We start from the raw sequence: 17,090 nt of genomic DNA on the forward strand, positions 1-17,090 counted from the left end.
CAAGCGGCGGCCAAGGGCGCATCGTCGGCAGGTGCCCGAGTGGGCGGCAGCGCCGCGCCACAATCGCCGGGGCCAGCGCCGCAGCAGCCTAGCAGCGGTGTGCAGCAGGCCGCCAAGCAGGCCGGGAAGGCCGCGCAGGGTGGTGACGACGACAAGGGCCAGCAAACGGCGGCAGGGGCGCAAACGCCTCCGGCCGGTAATGCGGACGCCTCCGCGTCCAGCTCGGCCCCTAGCGCCTCTGCGCAGTCGCCAGCAGCCCAAGCTGGCGAAGGGCAGGGCGAAGCCAAGAGCGGTGTTTCTGGCCATCAAATTGCGTCGGGTATTACCCGTGGTGCGGGCATCCTCTCCGCGATTGCCGTTCCCGGCATGGAAGGCGCGGCAGGCCTGTCGCTGGGTGCCGGTGCGCCGCAGCCGGTGCCCGGCTCCGGTGCTGATGCTGATGGCTCGATGGCTCCCAGCTCGGCCCCGGCCAGTGCAGAACCGCAGAACGTCATTCGCCCGGCAGAACCGTCGCCAGCATCGCCAAGCGATGCAGGCCCGGCCAAGCCTGACACCAAAGGGGGGGAGTAAGCCATGATCGCCGAACTCGCCTTGTTCTTCCTGCCCTTGCTGGCCATGTTTTTGATAGGCCTTGGACTATGGGCGTTAGGGCAGTGGTTGCGCCGTAAAGGCTACAGTGACCAGCTCGACAGAATCGACGCGAAAGTGTCCACCGCCCAACGAAAAACGCGCTGGCTGTTCCGCCCTCTGAGCGGCGCAATGGTCAGCGTAGGGCGCGGACTGAGCAGGGTTCCCCTGTTCGGCAACCGTCGCAGCCGCGACATGTGGGACGACCTCGAAGAACTGTCGAAGCATCAACGCAACAATCGCCGGGACTAACCCGAAAAAAGCCTCTCCTAGTGCTTGCTAGGAGGGGTTACTTTGGCCAATAATATAGTCTACAGACTATCAAATGGACGGACGTACTTATGCAACCCAATAGCAAGAAAAAGGGTCAGCGGGCACCGAAAGCCCCGCCCGGCACTCCTTACCTCGCAGCCCGCCGCGAGTGGAACGAGCGTTATGGCAGCCATATCATCGACGCCCGCAACTGGCGGACGGCCGCGTTTGTCGTTGGTGTCGCGCTGATTCTCTCGGCGGCCGGGAACGTCATTCAGGCCTCCAAAGAGAAAATCGCGGTCTACTACGTCAACACCGACGCCAACGGCAAAAGCCGCGAAATCTGGCGGGCCGATCAGGCCACGCCGGGGCCGAAGACCGAACAAATCCGCGCCGCGCTGCAAGATTGGGTTCTTGGTGCTCGCACGGTGTACGCGGACAACCGGGCCACAAAGCGCGTCGTCGATGCGACCTATGCGATGACGCTGCCCGACAGTGCCGCGTATCAGACGCTGGCCGCGTATCACCGGGAACACAACCCGTATCAGCGGGCCGCCAATGAAACCGTCGAGGTGGCCATGCAAACGCCTGTCCAGCTCTCGAAAGACACTTGGCAAGTCGAGTGGACGGAAACGGTGAAAAACCGCACTTCCGGCAAGCTGATCGGCACCCAAAGCTATCAGCTCACGGCCAACGTCCTGATCGCTGCGCCGAAGGATGAAGCCCAGCTTATGGCCAACCCGGTTGGCCTCTACGTCCGCCAATTCTCTTGGCCCGTTCGCAACTAATGATGACTGGTGAATATATGAAAAAGACTCAATGGATGGCGGGCCTTTTCGTTGCCGCAATTGCTGCCCCCACGTTCGCGCAAGACGTTCCGGCGCTCGCTGCTGGCCAAGGTGAAGTTCTGCCGCCGGTTAATCTGGTGTCGCCCGATCAGGTGCGGCTCGATGGTAAGGAGGCCTACGGCATCCGCTTGGCCAATCAATGGAAGTCACACCCTGACCGCCCGCGTCGTGGCGCAGACGGCAGCGTGAAATACCTTTTTGGTGCCACCCTGCCGACGTTGGTTTGCACACCCTTGCAGGTCTGCAATATCGAGCTGCAACCGGGCGAAGTTGTGAACGACGTTCACGCGGGCGACAACGCACGTTGGAAAATCACCCCCGCCACGATGGGCAGCGGGGCGAACGCTACGACCGTGATTGTGGTCAAGCCTACCGACGCCGGACTGGTCACTAACCTGAGCGTGGCCACTGACCGCCGCCTGTACTCGATCAAGCTGGCCAGCACGCAACGCGAGTGGATTCCGGTGCTGTCGTTCGATTACCCCGACGACGTAGAACGCCAGTGGGCCGCCTACCGCGAGCAGCACGCCAAGCAGGTCTACAACAACACCATGCCGACCGGGCAGAATCTGGCCAACCTCGATTTCGGTTTCCGCATCGGTGGCGATAACCCGAGCTGGAAGCCGGTGCGCGTCTACACGGACGGCAGCAAGACCTACATTCAGTTCCCGTCGTCCAGCTTCAACGGCGAGGCTCCGGCACTGGTCGCCAAGGGCAACGACGGCGGCCTGTTCTCCAAAGCCAGCGAGAAGCTCGTCAACTACCGCCCGATCGGCGATCGCTACGTGGTCGATAAGGTGCTTGACCGGGCGTCTCTGATTGTCGGCGTCGGCCGCAATCAAACCGAAGTCACCATTACGCGCACGGGGGGGCAAATAAGATGGCACGATTTCACCTGCTCGCGCCGCTCGCGGCGGCGCTTCTCCTGAGCGCCTGCGCAACGTCGCGGCCTACCATGTCTTACGTGGAACCGACCGTGACGGCCAGCGATGCGCAAACGCTCGCAGGCGATACGGTCGCCTATCTGGCCGATCCGCTTCCTCCGGCGCGGACGACCATTGTGCTCGATCCTCCGGCCGCGAAGGATCACGACGCACTGACGGCGGCCATGCTGCCCGCGCTCCGTGCGCGGGGTTATGGCGTGACGTTGGTTGATCCGCAGACCGGCAAGGCCGGTGGTGCGGGTGTGCCTCTGCGCTACATCGCATCGCCGCTCGATAGCGGCGTGCTGCTGCGTCTGCAATATCAGGGCACCGAGGCCAGCCGGTACTACCCGCGCGGCTCTAATGGCCAGCTCCTGCCGGGTGCCCCGTTCACGGTTCGAGGGGGTGCGCAATGAGCACACACGACAAAGACAACGACCAGAACACCGACCTGCCGCTTGAGGATGCGGAAGTGCATAACGACCGCGAGCATGACGACGACGCGGATATGCACGACGATCCTGATATGCGAGCGGATGGCAACGGCTCGCCCGACTATCTGGCGACACCAAAAAGAGGAAAGGGGGTTCGCCGCCTGAACAACAAACCGTTGTTCGTTGTCGGTGGCGTGATCCTGCTCGCTGTGGCGGGCGTCAGCTACACGTTTTTCCAGCGGCAAGCGGCGCAGGTTGCCCCGAAGGCCGAAGGCGACGGGCCACCAGTGGCAACGGTAGCGGCTCCCCCTGTGCGGCCGGACGGCAACGACTACGTGCCCCCGGCAGGTCAGCCGCAGATGCCCACGGACACGGCGCAGCCGGTCGAAACCGGCGGCCAGCCGACCGAAGCCCAGCAGAAGGCGGCCCCGGCCGCGCCCTCTGAGGCCATGCAACGCCGGTTGCGCCAGATTCAGCAGGCCGAAGACAAGCGACTGGCCAAGTGGGACGAAGCCCTGAACGGTGACGCCTCGGTGCAGGGCTTCACGACCAAGGGCGGCCAGAACGGCGGCACCCAGCAGGTGGCCATGCAGCAGGCGGGCGGGAACCGCGTTAACGCGGACGAGCTGATGAACCGCTACTTGGCCGCGAACGGTCAGGCCGCAGGTATGGGCGGCATGGGCGGCGGTATGCCGGGCATGGGCGGTGGCGGTATGGGTGGCAACAGCATGGCGGCCGAGAACCAGCAGGATCGCAAACAAGCGTTCCTCGCAGGCACGCCAGAAGCTGAGGTCTATCTGGCTCGCCAGCGCAAGGCGGCCATCGCCCCATCGCAGGAAATCAAAGCCGGTTGGGTTATTCCCGGCGTAATGATTTCCGGCATCAACTCCGATCTACCGGGCCAAATCATCGGGCAGGTGCGTGAAGCGGTGTACGACAGCGCCACCGGCACGCAATGCCTGATTCCGCCGGGTTCGCGTGTTGTCGGCACCTACGACAGTGGCGTAACGCTCGGCCAACAGCGGGCGCTCGCGGTCTGGCGGCGCATCATCTACCCGGATGGTTCTTCGATCTCGATTGACAACATGCCGGGCGCGGACATGGGCGGCTATGCTGGGTTCAACGACAAGGTGAACAACCACTATCTGCGCATCTTCGGCAGCGGCTTGCTGCTTTCTGTCTTCTCCGCAGGCATCCAGCTTTCGCAGCCGCAGGCCAGCAACGGCGAGAACTACAGCAGCTCGCAAATCATCGCCGGGTCGCTGGGTCAGCAGATGGGGCAGATTGGTATGCAGATGGCCCAACGCAACATGAACATTCAGCCGACGCTCGAAATCCGTCCGGGCTACGAGTTCAACATCATGGTGACGAAGGACATTATCCTGCCGACGTGGGAAGGCCATCCGATGGCCGGAAGCACCGGCAAGGGCTGCAACTGATGACTACCGGCGGCCGTTCGCGGCCGCTTTTTTCAATGCAATGGACAGGGGGACGAAACGTGTGGCAACCATACCTAATAGCCTGAATCCTGAATCCGACCGGGCCAGCGCCGAAGAGGCGTGGGGGATGCATCGCATGACGCCAGAGGAGCGGAAGGCGATTTGCGCTAAGGGACAGGCAACGCGGAAGGCCAATCGCGAGAAGCGAGAAGCGGAAAAACAAGCCACCCTGCTGCGCCGCGACCTACTACGCAGAGAAGTGGCCGCCCTTGAGGCAAAACTTTTCGCGTTGCGAGATATAGAGCGAATGAGCGTTGCCGGTGCTGCGCTAACCGGCAAAACACTGCTTATGCACCACGAAATTGTCGCTGCTGCCTTACCGTGGAAACATGCGACAGGCATTTACTTCCTGCTCGATGGCGACGATGTTGTTTATGTTGGACAGTCGCGGAATGTGTATTCCCGTATCAGCAGCCATCCAGTCAAGAACTTTAACCGCTACGCCTTTGTGCCTTGCGCGGTTGAAGCTCTCGACAAGCTGGAATCGCTTTATATCCACTTGTTACGCCCTAAGCTGAATGGACGGAAGCCCGATGGCTCGCCGTTCGCACCGCTGGCGCTTGATTCGTTAATTTAAGCATAGTGAAAATAGATAGGAGTACGAAACGTATGGCAAACATCCCTAACAGCCTGAACCCGACCGGGCCAGCGCCGAAGATGATGCCGGAAGGCTCGCGCAAGGTCTGCGTCCTGAACGGTAGTCGCCAGCTCGACCAGGTGGTGAAAGGCGAGTGGATAACTATCAAGGTTCTGCCGGAAAACGGGCTGCCCAAGGGCATCTACCAATTGGCCGAAGCCACCAAGCCGGACACCGGCAAGGATGGCAAGGAATCCGCCTACACCGGGCAGGTTCTGCACGTCGATAGCAAGGCGGTCTACCAACTTTCCGGCAAGGGCATTGTCGAGCATTCGCGCTCGGCCTTCGCCGATCTGGAAGCTAAGGGCGATCAGATCGTTGCCGGTCGCACCTATACGGTCGGCTATGTGAACGGGAAGGGCACCGCCCGGCCCGGCCAAGCTGCCAGTCTGGCGCAACAACAGCAGCGCAGCGCCTCGAAAGGCGGCGGCATTTCCCTTTAACGATGAAGGTCAGCGCCACGACTGACCGCCAACACCAAGGAAAGCAAGGGCCTCACGGCCCTTTTTCTTTGGCCGCAAAAAGGCCCTGTGAGGGCCGGGAGGGAAAGGCGGTAGGGTAGGGAGGCGAACGGGCCTTGTAGGGGCTGCTGGGAGGTTTGCCGGGGCAGTTGGGTGGCGGTCGAGCGCCGCGCCGGGAATTTCCCTTTGGTGCCGAGCCGTTCAGGCCCGGCGGGTGGCAATGCGGCGTAGCGCGGCGTCGAAGACTCGCGGGGCGAAGATCACCACGGCCAGCACGGCCGCGAAGCGAAGGCCGGGGCCTGCAAGCTGCATCAGCGGCGCGTCGGCGACGGTGGCCAGCCCGTAGAGGATGGCGAGCTGTAGACCGAGCGCCCAAGCGAGGATTTTGGCGACGGTGCGGGTAAGGTTCCGCACGCGGTAGATGGTCGAGTAAAGGGCGGTGTAGTTCATGGTGGTTTCTCCGTTCGGTTGTTGGCCTGTGGGCCTGTGGTCAATCGGCTGGAAAGCGGTTGTTGCACCCTTGGGCCGGAACGCAGTGGCGGACGCTGAAAGCGTTGCAATTCCGCCCAGCCGATACACTGGCACCCAAACAGGTCAACGAACGGAGACGGCCACCGGCCGCCCTATTCGTCGCCCTCCGTGCGGTCGCCGTCGCCGGCGTCCTTCAAAGCCTCATACAAGGCAGTCTTGCCGACTTTGACAGCGGCGGCCGCCTCGCGGACGGTCAGCCCTTTGTCGGCCATCAGCTTACGCGCTCTTTCCAGCTTGGCCGGTGTTACTACCGGCCTGCGCCCGCCGTGGCGGCCTCGGGCCGCTGCGGTGGCCAACCCGGCCTTGGTTCGTTCCCGTATCAGGTCACGCTCGAACTCGGCAAGCGTGGCGAATAGGTTAAACAGCAGTTTGCCGTTTCGGGTCGCGGTGTCAATTCCCGCGTCAGTCAGCGAGCGGAACGCTACGCCGCGCTCGCGCAGCTCGTCCACGGTTTGCACCAAATGGGGAAGCGAACGGCCAAGCCGGTCGATCTTCCACACTACAAGCGTATCGCCTTCGCGCAGGTATGCGAGGGCTTTTTCTAGGCCCGGCCGGGCCGCCTTGGCCCCGCTGGCCACGTCGGTGAATACCTGATGGCAACCGGCCTTTTTCAAGGCCTCGATCTGCATATCAAGCGACTGGTCAGCGGTCGAGACACGGGCATAACCGATTAGGGTGGTCATCCCTATATCCATTGTGCCGGGGTCGTTAGGATCACGCATTGGGCAACGTCTCCATGACGCCACCGGCAGGCCCGGCGGCGTCGGTTTGAGTGGGTTAGATGGTGGCCCGGAACGCCATATCGGCGGTCGGGATGCGGTCATAAATGGATGAATTGCTGCGATACAGAACGCGCTCACGCTCGACGGTATGCAACTGAAACACTTCGGCCCGCTCGATCACGCGGCCTGCGTCATCGAGGCGGTCGGCGTAATGGCCAGCGCGGTCGCGGCTGACCAGTTCCATGCGCGGCTGTGCGGCGGCCGGTGTCCAGTCGTTGGCCACGGCGGGCCAGCGACTGGAGAAGCTGCCAAGGCTCGGCGACGTTGCATACCAGAGCGGCATATAGTCGGTGATGGCGTCCAGCTCGTCATCGAGCACGAAATACTGCACCTGATGGTTGACGATGCGATCAGCGCCGACGGCCCAGCGGGTCAGCGTCGTGAACTCGCGCACGCGCTCGGTCGTCTCGACCAGAAAGCCGTTCATGGCCTTTTGGCCAACTTTGCGGCAGGCCACCAGATAGTGCTTGTTCGGGTACGGTCGCCGGGCGACCAGCTCGATACCGTTGCGCAGCTTCAGCCCGAGCGCGGGACAATGAAAGTCGATCAGGGCGCATTCCGGCTCGTTGACACGGCACGCGAACAGGCGGGGTACAAGATGTAACAACATAGCGGCGTCTCCTTGCTCACTCGGCCTGCTCACTGCTGGCCAGCTCGTCCAACAGCGAAAGGATGTGATTGCGTTCGGCCGGTACTTCCCGGCCGGTTTTTGGATCGAACACAACGTGGTCGTCCTCGACGTAACGCAGCCGGTAGTAGATGCCTTCCTTGATGCGGTCGGCGGCTTCGGCGGCCTTGAATCGGGCGTTTTCCTCGTCTTCGCGGCGACTGCGCCCAAAGATGAACCACAAGGCCGCGCCGACGATGGCCAGCAACGGCACGAACTGGCCCAAGACGCTAACCATTTGGTCAAGACCTTCCTGAGCGCGGCCGAGGCTGCCGGTCGCCGCTGGCTGACCGTCTGCCATGAACTGCACGAAGCTCGATCCGAAACCGAACATTGCGGCGACGACCAGCAAGAGGATGAGCGGCGCGAACACATACAGCCAGTTAAACGACGCCTTTGGCGGGGCTTCGAACTCTTTGGCCCGCTGCGACTGCTCGCGCTTGGTGCCGCTCATGCCGCCAACGAACAGACCAAGGCCGCCAGTGCCGAATCCAAGGCCTCCGCCGGTTCCGCTCCACTTCCCTTCGGTGGTTTCTTTGGCCACGATGGCCGCCAGTGCTACGCCTTCTTTTGCATTACGCATGTTCCTTTCCTCTTTTGATGAATTAGTTAGCAGCCCGCACCGCCGCGCTGGCAGCGCGGAGTCGTTGGGCGTATTGGCTCGATGCTGCGGCGTCATGGCCGCGACTGGTGGCCAACTGCACGGCCGAGGCCTCGCACACGTCTAGTTCGTGCTGCGAAGGGCCAGACGGTACGGGCAGACGGTCTACCCATTTGGTGCTGATGCGAGCGCAGTTCGCCCAAGCGGTGGCCACGGTCTTTTTCATGCCCTCCGGGGCATGTTCGGCCACCTGCTGAATGAACCCGTTGTAGTTCTCGGCCGCGTGCAGGTCAGCGACAGCGGCTTGCCGGAAATCCGTGGTTGCCTCGCTGCGCCGCATGACGCCGAACGCCAGCGCGGCGAATGCAAGACCTACCCCAACAACAACGATTAGTGACGTGCGCCTGCTCATGTCCCTTTCCTCTGTGGTGTGAAAAGCCAGCCGCCGGGCTGGCCTTTCTGACGGATTACGCTTCTTCCTCGGCGATCTTGTCGGCCAGCTCGGTCGCGCCCTTCAACGCCGGTTCGAGGTTCACGGTGTTGTCGGCGATCACGTCCCAACCGTCGTTGCCGTAGACGAACAGCACCCAGCCGGTTTCCGGCTTCTCGCCGCCGTCGCGCTCGACGTGAAACTGATCCTCGTCCGTGCTGAACATGGCCTTTTCGATGGCGGCCGGATCGACGCTCTTGGTCAGTACGGTTTCCTCGCCGTCAAAGACGGAAATCTTGTAGCCCTCGGCGAGTAGTCCCTTGATGGCCTCGCGTGCAATGCGGCGCTCAATGCGCTGGCGTTTCTCTACGTTCATGGTGTTGCCCTCCGTTGTGTCCGTCTATTGTCCGTTATTCTACTCTGTCCGCCAAACGTCTGCAAGCGAATGATGCCGGACAATTTCACGCTGTCCGGTAAACGGTCGTTTGTCGGACTTGCTTTATGATAGCCTAATGACTATCATTTGGATTGCACAATCCAAACAATGAGGAAAGGGGAATGAGTGACTGGCTGATACCGGCGCTTTGCCTGATGGGCAGCGTGGTCGGGTTTGTTTTCTTGGTGTCAATGATTAGGCGCGATGGCACGGCGGGGCGCGCCTTATATATCTTCATGGGCGTGGCGCTAGGCCTCGTCGCCCTTGTGTATTTCGTTGCGGACTCTCGGCAAAAGGACGCTCCTGCGGCCGAAGGGCAGCAAGTCGCGCCCGGCACGCAGTCGCCAGAACTGATAGGCAAGGTCGTCCGCGTTCTCGATGGCGACACGTTCGATCTGCTAGTAGATCAACGGCCAGTCCGCATCCGCGTGACCGGCATTGATGCCCCGGAAAAAGATCAGCCATTTGGCCAGCGGTCGCGGCAGTCGTTGGCGGGCATGGTTGATGGAAACCCTGTAGCGGTGCGCATAAAGGGCACAGACCGCTACGGCCGCAGGCTCGGCGCGGTCTACGCCAAGATATGCGCCCCTTCTGCCCCTTGCCGCGCCGTTTATGTCAACGCTGAACAGGTCAAGACGGGTATGGCTTGGGCTTACCGTTTCCACGGCCAAGCCGTCGATCCGGCAATGCTGAAACTCGAAACGCAGGCCCGTAGCGGTCGCGTCGGCCTGTGGTCAGCGCCGAACGCAGTGGAGCCGTGGAAGTGGCGGCACCAAATGGTGAGCGCGGGCAAATGAGCGGTATTTCAATCAACACCCGGCAGCTCGCCGACCTGCTGAACATCAGCGAAGGCGAGCTAGTTCATGCGATGCGGTCAAGCGGGAAGCTGCACGGCGTGCCGTTCCCCGAAGTGCTCGGCAACCATAAGGCCAAGGTGCGCAAGTTCAATTTCGCGGCCGCTCTGCGGTTCGTGGATCAGGTCAACAAAGCCCGCTCGGAAGGGGGAAACAGTGAAAGCTCTTAAATCCACGGCCAGCCCGACGATTCAGGCCTATGGCGAGCTACAGGCAGCGTTTGAGCACTACAACGCCGCTCTGTTCGATGGCCAGCTCCCGCACTGTCTCATCACGATGCAGCGCGAAAAGCGCACCTATGGCTATTTCTCGTCGCGCCGGTTCGCCAACCGGCACGAAAAGACCATGACCGACGAAATCGCCATGAATCCATCCTATTTTGGTGTCGTGCCGCTGCTCGAAATATTGCAAACTCTGGTTCACGAAATGGCGCACGCTTGGCAGTTCCATTTCGGCGAGCCGGGCCGACGCGGCTACCACAACAAAGAGTGGGCCGACAAAATGGAAGCCATCGGCCTGATGCCTTCCGATACCGGCAAGCCCGGCGGGAAGAAAACGGGCGAGAAGATGGCCGACTATGCGATTGACGGCGGCCCCTTCATGCAAGCCACTGAGGCGCTGCTAAAGACCGATTTCCGCATTACATGGTTCGACAGGCACCCGCCTGCAGGAACCGAAATCGCGGCGATCTTCGGTGACGCCGACGACGGCGACGACAACGACGGCCTGATCCAGCCCGCACCGGCCGGGAACAAATCGAACCGGGATAAGTACCGCTGCCCCTGCTGCGGTGCGCAGGCGTGGGGAAAGCCGGGCCTCAAGCTCCTGTGCGGCAATGACGATTGCAACGCTGCGCCGTTCGAGCTGGCCATCAACTGACAAAGAGGACGGCCCTATCTACCCGCCTCGGGACTATTAATCAGCTATGAGGTAGCAGATGTGAGCAAACAACATTGGAAACAGCTTAACAACATCAAATATTCGCTCTACCGGATGGAACAACCATCACTATCGCCTCGCGCTTCTGCCGCTTTGAGTGGTGTTCTCGTGGTCATCGCAACGGCATTCATTGCGGGCAATTGGGGAGTTTATATAACGTTCCTGATCGGGGCGGCCGTGGGTATCGCGGTCTACCAGTTCGCGCCGCTATCGAAGTCGTGGGCTGAGACACTGGATAAGCAATTGACGGCCTATGATCCGGTAGACGTGGAGGCCTATGCAGAACTGCAAGACGTGACCCGTTCACTTGGCAGGCTCGATCTTGGCGAGGTATTCCACTGGTTGGACAGAGAACGCCATGCCCTTAGTTACAGTCGGCCAATGCCATCACAAGGCCAAAAATACAAATTCATCAGCAAGCAAGTCCGCCCCAAACGTGACAACGGTGAGGTTTGAGGCGATGGAGTACAAACTTTATCAATACCGCCTAGCTGGTAAATACCGATATGACATCACTATGAACAGCGTTTACTTTTTAACGGCCACGTCGATGGAAAATGCAGAGAGACAACTACGGGAAGTGATCCACGATAGAAATATCATTTACGACCTCCGAGAGTGTAGCTTTGATGAGCTGCCTGCAATTTTCGCTCAACTCCCCCGGTAAAACGTGACCATGAGCAGCCCGCAAAAAAGCCCCGTATGGGGCTTTTTGCTGTCTGGTCAGTCGATACCTATGCCGCCACCTCGGGACGGCCTCCTGTGGCCCTGTGCGGCCCGCTGAGGCGCATTGTTCGCCTGCACCTGCCCTACCCCTTCCTTTTTGGTGCTGACCGTCTTCTGTGGGCTGGCCGGGGCCTTTTCGACCTGTCGGAAAGCCTCGGACACGCGCAAGGTGCTGCCGTCCGTCCCGGCGAGCTGGGCGAGCTGCTTGGCGGCGGCCTCGCCTGCGATCAGGACGGGAAACGCGGCGACGTTGTTGGCCAGCAGCCAAAACGTGCGCGTCACACCGTCGCCGAAGCTGACCGATTGTGTGCCGTCCCGCCCGCGTTCCAGCGAGACGCTGGCCAGCGGCACGGGCGACTGCCGCCCCTCGGCAAAGCAGGCGGCCGCGTGACGGTATTTGCTATCGGCGGGCATGTCCCGGCGTAGCAGACACCCATCCGGCCGCTCCCGCGAATTGAGGCCCCCGGCCAGCCATAGCCGGTTGAACGCCACGGCGTTGACAGGCACCACGAACCTGTCGTGATCGGCGTGCTCGCCCTTTTCCAGAGCCATGAAAACATCAGGTTTGCCGGGCACCGGCAGACACCAAAGGAGGCGGCCGGGGTTGCTGTCGTCGGGCTTGGGCAGATGGGCAGGGGCCTTCTTCTGGTCAAGCTCGCGCAGCTCGGCACGCCATGCGCGGTTGAGGCGCAGTTTCTCGAACATCGGTCGATCCTCCGTAGAAAAAGGGCCAGCCTTGCGGCGTGGCCCCTGTTTGGTTTGTGTTGCCGGGTCTTAGTCCCCGACCGGGGCCGGTCTGTGGTAACGCTCGCGCACCAGTCTGGCCCGCACTTCGTCAAGCATCCGCTCCATCTTCTCGGTCGCGCTAACCAAGCCCTTGGTGTACATCGAGCGCGGCGGAAAGCTATCGCCGTCAAGGGCCAGCAGAACGGAACGCAGTTCGAGCATGGTCAGCGGCTCGATGGTGTCGGGCAACGCGGCCAGCTCGGCGTCGGTGTACTCGCTGAACAGCGTCATGCCTCAACCTCCTGCGCAGGTTTCGCGTCATCGCCGAACACTGGCTTGCCATCCGGCCCGGTGTTGTACTTCGCATCGCATTTCGGGAAGCCGGTGCAGCTATAGAAGTCATACGGACGGGGCTTCATCCCACGCTTGACCGGCTTGCTCGTACCGACGCGGTGGGCCAGCTCCTTACCGCATTTCGGGCACGCAATGCCGGTCGGCGGTGGTGGAGCCTTGCGCTCGCCGGGCTTGCCTTTGGCATCCGGCAAGGTGGTCTTGCATTCCCGGTCTGAGCAGGCCCAAAAGAACCCGTGTTGGCCCTTGATCCGGCGCAGCGGCTTGCTGCACGTCGGGCACGGGTGCGCCACGGGCAGGTCGGCCGAGTCCAGCTTGCCCAGCTCGTCATCGAGCAGGTACGTTTCACCATCCGCCAAGTGCGGTTTCGTGTCCCATTGCGCTTTCCAGCTCGTCGCGTCGTCGTTGTTAAAGACCAGCTCGGCCCCGTAGTGCTGGGTCGATTTGAAGGCGGCAATAGCCCGCTCGCGCTCCACCACAAGGCGGACGCCCGCAGACTGTACCCGGCCAGCGCCAAGACGTTGCCCGGTGGCATCCGACAGTGCAGGACTGACGCGATAGCCAATCATGCGGTCGAGCGCCCGGCGGGCCTCCTGCGCGTAGACGCGCTGCATGTCCAGCGGCCGGGGTGACGCGAAGGCCGCAAGAATTTTGTCTTTCGTGATAGCGGTGAACGTCACCCGCTCCGGGTTCTTGAGGCGCAGCATTTCCGCCAGATGCCACGCGATGGCCTCACCTTCCCGGTCGGGGTCGGTGGCCAAGATAACGCGGTCGGACTCGGCGGCTGCGGCCCTGAGTTTGGCCACGATGCTTTTGCCTCGGTCGGTAGGCTCGTAGGTCAGCGCATACGATGGCAGCTCGATGCCGATTTCTTTCTGCGGCAGGTCGCGGACGTGGCCGACGCTCGCCATGACTTTGTAGCCGTTGCCCAGCATTGGCCCGATCTTCTCTACCTTCTTGACGGATTCCACGATTACCAATGTCGTCATTGGTTGTACTCCTATTCAGTCTTGAGCGGCCGGACAGCGCCCGGCCGCCGTCTCTTGTCAAAGGCCTGCATCAATCCCACGGCTGCGCGAGCGCGGCGCGGGGGTCGGTTCAAGGCCTGCCATCTGTTTGAGCTTGGCCGGGGCGTCCTTCGGCAAGGTCACGTCCTTGCCGTTCTTCACGTCCTCGATGAGCGCCTGTTTGGCTTGCTCTGGTAGCTTTTTCCACGACACGCCAGCGTTGACGCCATCGAGCGGGCCGGTCTGGCCGTGGTTCAGCACTTCCTCGCGTTCCTCTTTGGCGCGGTCGTGCATCGCCTCGGTCTTCCGGTCGATCCCGGCTTTGACGGCAGCAGCCGAACGGGTTGCCCCTTTGGTGTTGCCGGTCACGCCATCGGCGGCCATGCTGCGCACCTCACTGAGCGCGGATTGCGCACCGGCCAATACTTCGGCCGCGTGCCCGCGCTCTGTTGCTACGGCCGCATCGTCGGCGCTCGTCGTCGGGTCGTTGCGGGCTTCCATGTCGCGGGTACGCGCAAGGGTGGTCAGCCGTTCGGCAGTTATGGCGGCATCACGCTTGGCTACCGCCATTTGCTCGGCGAGCATCCGGCGGGCAGCTTCGTCGCCACGGCTCCCGGCGAGGTCGTTCCAGTCGGAACCCTTCTCGCCGTCGTTGAACTGCGGGGCCATGACGCCGCCGCCGTGCTTCTCGGCGGTTTCTGTGGCCTTCACCAGTCCGACGTTGACCTTGGGCTTGCCGTTAGCGTCCAGCTCCTTCGGCGCGTTGTGGTCATTGTCGGCGGCGATCAGCAGCGGCCGCGACGGGTGACGCTCGCGCAGCTCGGTGGCCACCGCGTCGAGATTGCCGCTATCGAATGCCACGATGACCGGCTTACCGCCCAGCAGACGCGAAACCGTGTCGGCTGTGGCGTAGCCTTCGGCGAGCACCAAAGGGGAATCGCCGTCTTGGGCCAGCGCCTTGCGCGGATCGTCAGCACCGGAAACGGTGTAAAGGCCTGCTTTCCGGCCGCCCTTCATGAACGATTTGAAGTAGGGATTGACGCTTTGGAGCGTCCACAATTTCCCCTCGCCGTCTGTGCCAGGTATCAGCAGGTCGCCCGCCTTGAAAACCCGGTTGGCCGGGTCAGCCTCGCGCAGCGCCTTGGCTTCCTTGGCTGTCTTGGCGATCTTGATCCCGTGCGCGGCAGTCTCCGGCGAAACGCTGTCCGGCACGACGCGCAGGCCTACCGGGTTGGCGATGCCTTTGGCTTTGCAATAGGCATTGTCAGCGGTCGCGGCCGGGGCCTCGTTCCACAACGCTTGCGCGGCGGCGGCAGTCGCTCCGTGCTCGGACAGGCGGGCCGCATCGCGTGCCTTGCGCTGCTCGGCCGCCTCGGCGGCCTGCCGGGCACGGTCGGCGGCGCTGAGTTCCGGCGTCTTGCCTTCGGGTTTCCAATGTACGACTTCGCCGGTCTTGTTGTTCTGGATGAAACCGCCCGGCGTGCGCCCGGCTTCGTGGTAGGCGTATGCGCCACTGGTGGCACCGCCCCGGTCGCCCTCGACGGGCACCCGCTGCATCTTCCCGTCCGTGATGACTTCGCCCTTGAGCTGCAAGCCCGCATCCTTCAATGCGTCCTTGAACTGCTCGATGGCGGGCTTGGGTTCCGATGCGGTGACGACGTTGGCCCTGTCCACGCTCCACCGGGCAAGGCCCGACGTGGCCACGTCCACACCCTCGGGTGCGTACCATGATTTTGCTTCCTTGTCCCACTTGGCTCCCAGCGCCTTCGCCTCGTTCTTCTCGGCGTAGGGCACCGCCAGATAGGTGCGCGATTGCATAGGCTTCTCCGGTTGCTCATGCAGAACGGCGCGGGTCGGTGCCCGGTCGGCATCGATGCCGACGCGCTGCGCACGTTCTACGGCGGATTGCTCGGCGGCTTCGTCGGTCGCACCGAACCCCCAAGCCTTACGGCCGTCATCAAGCTGCACATAGACGGCGTTCTGGCCTGCGTGATTGGCGGCGTTCTCCGGCACGGTGCGGCGGCTCTGAACGGTGTAAGCGGGCGGCTCTTGGCCGGGCGTGTACGGCGCACTCTGTTGCTCTGCCTGCCGCGCCTGCTTGGCGGCTTCGTGCTGTTGAATAGCTGCGCGGAGTGTTGCAGGCTGGCTTTCGTCGTCGTTCGATATGAACTGTGACAAGCGCGTACCGTTGTACTCGGTCATCAGCTTGCTATCGCCATACATTTCCGTGCGAATGCCGGACGGCTCGCCATGTTGGTCGTGGTAGGTGATTTCGTAGAAGTCGCCCAGCTCACCAGACGCGAAGCCTATACGGGCGGAATAGCCGTTTCGCTCGGCTTCGGCTTTCATCATCTGCCAGCTTTCCAGCGGCGAATAACCTTCCACGGCGTTTTCGTGATCGCGTTGCAGCTCGGCCGCAACCTCGGGCGCGATTTCCGGCACGGGCTGACGCTCGACGGTTTGCGTCTGCATCTGTTCCTGCTCGAAGTCCATCACGTAGGCGCTGATGCGCTCGGCGTCGGACGCTGCCCGGAAGATCTCTTTTGGATCTTCCTTCAAGGCTTTAACCCACGAACCGACATAGGCCGCGTGCTGGCCCGGATCGTGGCCGATTTCGAGGCGTTCGCCCAACATGAGCGAGGCAATTTCCGCTCGCAGTTCTTCGCGGGCGTAGCCCTCGGAACCGAACGGGTGCGCAAGGTCGCGGTCAAGCCGCGACGGGTGCCCCGTCCAGTGGCCCAGCTCATGCAGCGCGGTGGCGTAGTAGTTGTCGGCGGTCGGGAACTGGTTGCGCTCGGGCAGTGTGATGCTGTCCGTGCTGGGACGGTAAAAAGCCCGGTCGCCGGGTTCGTGGCGAATGACCGCGCCCGAATTGGCCAAGATGGCCTCGGCGCGGGCGTGACGCTCTGGCTCTGGCCCGGTGGGTCGTGCTTCCAGCGGCGGCAAGCCGTCGATCTGCGAGCCGTTGAACACCACGGCCATGAATGAGCGCGGCCGTTCGAGCTGCACGGTCACGGTCTTTTGCTTGCCGGTGTCCGGGTCAATGACCGGGCGGCCCTGCTCGTCGGTGGCCTTTCGTTCCTCGCTGAACTTCCAGTAGACGATATGGGTTCCCTTGGAACCCTTGCGCACCTGTGCGCCTTCGGCGGCGGCTTGGTTGTAGGTCATCCAGCGCGGATCACTGTGGCCCTGCATGTGCAGCCAAAGGCTGTTCATGCCACGGTATTCCTTGCCGGTGGTCGGGTTGTACGGCAAGCGCAGCTCGCCGGGCTGCCACGGCTTTTGCCACGGCGCGGTGCCCTGCTCCAACTGCTCTATGATCCGCGCCGCGACTTCCTCGGCGTATTCCTTTTTCATCG

At 62.4% G+C, this 17,090-nt stretch carries 21 protein-coding genes and 1 pseudogene; 12 read left to right on the forward strand and 10 right to left on the reverse strand.

The annotated features are described in order from the left end of the window. From V3B25_RS20315 to V3B25_RS20350, 8 genes and pseudogenes are all read left to right on the forward strand, one after another. A pseudogene (locus V3B25_RS20315) lies at window positions 1-570 on the forward strand (hypothetical protein); the annotation flags it as partial. 3 nt (window positions 571-573) lie between these two features. After that, window positions 574-879 carry a hypothetical protein gene (locus tag V3B25_RS20320; RefSeq protein ID WP_033983789.1) on the forward strand — a complete coding sequence of 102 codons (306 nt, stop codon included), beginning with the start codon at window positions 574-576 and terminating at the stop codon, window positions 877-879. 89 nt (window positions 880-968) lie between these two features. Then, complete coding sequence (locus V3B25_RS20325; RefSeq protein ID WP_021155423.1) at window positions 969-1,667, forward strand: type IV secretion system protein; 699 nt, start codon at window positions 969-971, stop codon at window positions 1,665-1,667. A gap of 17 nt (window positions 1,668-1,684) precedes the next feature. After that, a complete protein-coding gene (gene trbG / locus V3B25_RS20330; protein WP_329811455.1) occupies window positions 1,685-2,656 on the forward strand; it encodes a P-type conjugative transfer protein TrbG in 972 nt (323 codons plus the stop codon). A 26-nt stretch (window positions 2,657-2,682) separates the two neighbouring features. After that, a complete protein-coding gene (locus V3B25_RS20335; protein WP_329811456.1) occupies window positions 2,683-3,066 on the forward strand; it encodes a conjugal transfer protein TrbH in 384 nt (127 codons plus the stop codon). Then, window positions 3,063-4,523 carry a TrbI/VirB10 family protein gene (locus V3B25_RS20340; protein ID WP_021155420.1) on the forward strand — a complete coding sequence of 487 codons (1,461 nt, stop codon included), beginning with the start codon at window positions 3,063-3,065 and terminating at the stop codon, window positions 4,521-4,523. Before V3B25_RS20335 ends, V3B25_RS20340 begins: the two co-directional genes overlap by 4 nt. A 136-nt stretch (window positions 4,524-4,659) precedes the next feature. After that, a complete protein-coding gene (locus V3B25_RS20345; protein WP_329811457.1) occupies window positions 4,660-5,160 on the forward strand; it encodes a GIY-YIG nuclease family protein in 501 nt (166 codons plus the stop codon). Between the two features lie 32 nt (window positions 5,161-5,192). Beyond that, a complete protein-coding gene (locus V3B25_RS20350) occupies window positions 5,193-5,663 on the forward strand; it encodes a KfrB domain-containing protein (protein WP_272690827.1) in 471 nt (156 codons plus the stop codon). 219 nt (window positions 5,664-5,882) lie between these two features. Here V3B25_RS20350 and V3B25_RS20355 read toward each other — a convergent pair whose 3' ends face one another. The 6 genes from V3B25_RS20355 to V3B25_RS20380 all read right to left on the reverse strand — a co-directional run bounded on the left by V3B25_RS20355 (window position 5,883) and on the right by V3B25_RS20380 (window position 9,068). After that, the gene (locus V3B25_RS20355; protein WP_004167172.1) at window positions 5,883-6,131 is read right to left on the reverse strand and encodes a hypothetical protein; all 249 of its coding nucleotides are present in this window, start codon (window positions 6,129-6,131) and stop codon (window positions 5,883-5,885) included. Window positions 6,132-6,304: 173 nt separating this feature from the next. Next, window positions 6,305-6,895: a recombinase family protein gene (locus V3B25_RS20360; RefSeq protein ID WP_050595501.1), complete on the reverse strand. Its 591-nt coding sequence runs from the start codon at window positions 6,893-6,895 to the stop codon at window positions 6,305-6,307. Window positions 6,896-6,989: 94 nt separating this feature from the next. Next, window positions 6,990-7,604 carry a DUF6012 family protein gene (locus V3B25_RS20365; protein ID WP_032734744.1) on the reverse strand — a complete coding sequence of 205 codons (615 nt, stop codon included), beginning with the start codon at window positions 7,602-7,604 and terminating at the stop codon, window positions 6,990-6,992. 16 nt (window positions 7,605-7,620) lie between these two features. Further along, on the reverse strand, window positions 7,621-8,244 hold the full coding sequence (locus V3B25_RS20370) for a hypothetical protein (RefSeq protein ID WP_032734742.1): 624 nt from the start codon (window positions 8,242-8,244) through the stop codon (window positions 7,621-7,623). Window positions 8,245-8,266: 22 nt separating this feature from the next. Next, the gene (locus V3B25_RS20375; protein ID WP_034077601.1) at window positions 8,267-8,674 is read right to left on the reverse strand and encodes a hypothetical protein; all 408 of its coding nucleotides are present in this window, start codon (window positions 8,672-8,674) and stop codon (window positions 8,267-8,269) included. Window positions 8,675-8,729: 55 nt separating this feature from the next. Beyond that, the gene (locus V3B25_RS20380; protein WP_004167187.1) at window positions 8,730-9,068 is read right to left on the reverse strand and encodes a hypothetical protein; all 339 of its coding nucleotides are present in this window, start codon (window positions 9,066-9,068) and stop codon (window positions 8,730-8,732) included. A 182-nt stretch (window positions 9,069-9,250) separates the two neighbouring features. Here V3B25_RS20380 and V3B25_RS20385 point away from each other — a divergent pair, with 182 nt between their 5' ends. The 4 genes from V3B25_RS20385 to V3B25_RS20400 are packed head-to-tail and all read left to right on the forward strand — an operon-like array spanning window position 9,251 to window position 11,377. Beyond that, window positions 9,251-9,925, forward strand: coding sequence for a thermonuclease family protein (locus V3B25_RS20385; protein WP_254170381.1), 675 nt, complete (start codon window positions 9,251-9,253; stop codon window positions 9,923-9,925). Continuing rightward, entirely contained in the window at window positions 9,922-10,152 is a 231-nt protein-coding gene (locus tag V3B25_RS20390; protein ID WP_032734739.1) for a hypothetical protein, read from the forward strand. Before V3B25_RS20385 ends, V3B25_RS20390 begins: the two co-directional genes overlap by 4 nt. Further along, window positions 10,139-10,861 (forward strand): SprT-like domain-containing protein, encoded by a 723-nt coding sequence (locus tag V3B25_RS20395; RefSeq protein WP_034077599.1) that lies wholly within the window; start codon window positions 10,139-10,141, stop codon window positions 10,859-10,861. The genes V3B25_RS20390 and V3B25_RS20395 overlap by 14 nt, the downstream gene beginning before the upstream one ends. 60 nt (window positions 10,862-10,921) lie before the next feature. Continuing rightward, window positions 10,922-11,377 (forward strand): hypothetical protein, encoded by a 456-nt coding sequence (locus V3B25_RS20400; protein WP_329811460.1) that lies wholly within the window; start codon window positions 10,922-10,924, stop codon window positions 11,375-11,377. A 267-nt stretch (window positions 11,378-11,644) separates the two neighbouring features. On the opposite strand, the gene V3B25_RS20405 is transcribed toward V3B25_RS20400, so the two are convergent. From V3B25_RS20405 to V3B25_RS20420, 4 genes are all read right to left on the reverse strand, one after another. After that, on the reverse strand, window positions 11,645-12,352 hold the full coding sequence (locus tag V3B25_RS20405) for a fertility inhibition factor FiwA (RefSeq protein ID WP_188249269.1): 708 nt from the start codon (window positions 12,350-12,352) through the stop codon (window positions 11,645-11,647). A gap of 69 nt (window positions 12,353-12,421) precedes the next feature. Continuing rightward, complete coding sequence (locus tag V3B25_RS20410) at window positions 12,422-12,664, reverse strand: hypothetical protein (protein WP_034077593.1); 243 nt, start codon at window positions 12,662-12,664, stop codon at window positions 12,422-12,424. Next, complete coding sequence (locus V3B25_RS20415; protein ID WP_329811461.1) at window positions 12,661-13,713, reverse strand: toprim domain-containing protein; 1,053 nt, start codon at window positions 13,711-13,713, stop codon at window positions 12,661-12,663. The genes V3B25_RS20410 and V3B25_RS20415 overlap by 4 nt, the downstream gene beginning before the upstream one ends. A gap of 57 nt (window positions 13,714-13,770) precedes the next feature. Beyond that, window positions 13,771-17,088 carry a zincin-like metallopeptidase domain-containing protein gene (locus tag V3B25_RS20420; protein ID WP_329811462.1) on the reverse strand — a complete coding sequence of 1,106 codons (3,318 nt, stop codon included), beginning with the start codon at window positions 17,086-17,088 and terminating at the stop codon, window positions 13,771-13,773. Between the last annotated feature and the right edge of the window lie 2 nt (window positions 17,089-17,090).

The organism is Stenotrophomonas sp. SMYL8 (assembly GCF_036320065.1).
In the GTDB taxonomy this organism is placed as follows: Bacteria; Pseudomonadota; Gammaproteobacteria; order Xanthomonadales; family Xanthomonadaceae; genus Stenotrophomonas; species Stenotrophomonas maltophilia_A.

What these genes read in the sequence shown, in the direction of transcription:
- V3B25_RS20365 (WP_032734744.1), bottom strand. Translation starts at nt 7,604, where the DNA reads ATGTTGTTACATCTTGTACCCCGCCTGTTCGCGTGCCGTGTCAACGAG.
- V3B25_RS20375 (WP_034077601.1), bottom strand. Translation starts at nt 8,674, where the DNA reads ATGAGCAGGCGCACGTCACTAATCGTTGTTGTTGGGGTAGGTCTTGCA.
- V3B25_RS20355 (WP_004167172.1), bottom strand. Translation starts at nt 6,131, where the DNA reads ATGAACTACACCGCCCTTTACTCGACCATCTACCGCGTGCGGAACCTT.
- V3B25_RS20380 (WP_004167187.1), bottom strand. Translation starts at nt 9,068, where the DNA reads ATGAACGTAGAGAAACGCCAGCGCATTGAGCGCCGCATTGCACGCGAG.
- V3B25_RS20325 (WP_021155423.1), top strand. Translation starts at nt 969, where the DNA reads ATGCAACCCAATAGCAAGAAAAAGGGTCAGCGGGCACCGAAAGCCCCG.
- V3B25_RS20320 (WP_033983789.1), top strand. Translation starts at nt 574, where the DNA reads ATGATCGCCGAACTCGCCTTGTTCTTCCTGCCCTTGCTGGCCATGTTT.
- V3B25_RS20390 (WP_032734739.1), top strand. Translation starts at nt 9,922, where the DNA reads ATGAGCGGTATTTCAATCAACACCCGGCAGCTCGCCGACCTGCTGAAC.
- V3B25_RS20385 (WP_254170381.1), top strand. Translation starts at nt 9,251, where the DNA reads ATGAGTGACTGGCTGATACCGGCGCTTTGCCTGATGGGCAGCGTGGTC.
- V3B25_RS20345 (WP_329811457.1), top strand. Translation starts at nt 4,660, where the DNA reads ATGACGCCAGAGGAGCGGAAGGCGATTTGCGCTAAGGGACAGGCAACG.
- V3B25_RS20405 (WP_188249269.1), bottom strand. Translation starts at nt 12,352, where the DNA reads ATGTTCGAGAAACTGCGCCTCAACCGCGCATGGCGTGCCGAGCTGCGC.
- V3B25_RS20415 (WP_329811461.1), bottom strand. Translation starts at nt 13,713, where the DNA reads ATGACGACATTGGTAATCGTGGAATCCGTCAAGAAGGTAGAGAAGATC.
- V3B25_RS20410 (WP_034077593.1), bottom strand. Translation starts at nt 12,664, where the DNA reads ATGACGCTGTTCAGCGAGTACACCGACGCCGAGCTGGCCGCGTTGCCC.
- V3B25_RS20335 (WP_329811456.1), top strand. Translation starts at nt 2,683, where the DNA reads ATGTCTTACGTGGAACCGACCGTGACGGCCAGCGATGCGCAAACGCTC.
- V3B25_RS20370 (WP_032734742.1), bottom strand. Translation starts at nt 8,244, where the DNA reads ATGCGTAATGCAAAAGAAGGCGTAGCACTGGCGGCCATCGTGGCCAAA.
- V3B25_RS20420 (WP_329811462.1), bottom strand. Translation starts at nt 17,088, where the DNA reads ATGAAAAAGGAATACGCCGAGGAAGTCGCGGCGCGGATCATAGAGCAG.
- V3B25_RS20360 (WP_050595501.1), bottom strand. Translation starts at nt 6,895, where the DNA reads ATGACCACCCTAATCGGTTATGCCCGTGTCTCGACCGCTGACCAGTCG.
- trbG (WP_329811455.1), top strand. Translation starts at nt 1,685, where the DNA reads ATGAAAAAGACTCAATGGATGGCGGGCCTTTTCGTTGCCGCAATTGCT.
- V3B25_RS20350 (WP_272690827.1), top strand. Translation starts at nt 5,193, where the DNA reads ATGGCAAACATCCCTAACAGCCTGAACCCGACCGGGCCAGCGCCGAAG.
- V3B25_RS20340 (WP_021155420.1), top strand. Translation starts at nt 3,063, where the DNA reads ATGAGCACACACGACAAAGACAACGACCAGAACACCGACCTGCCGCTT.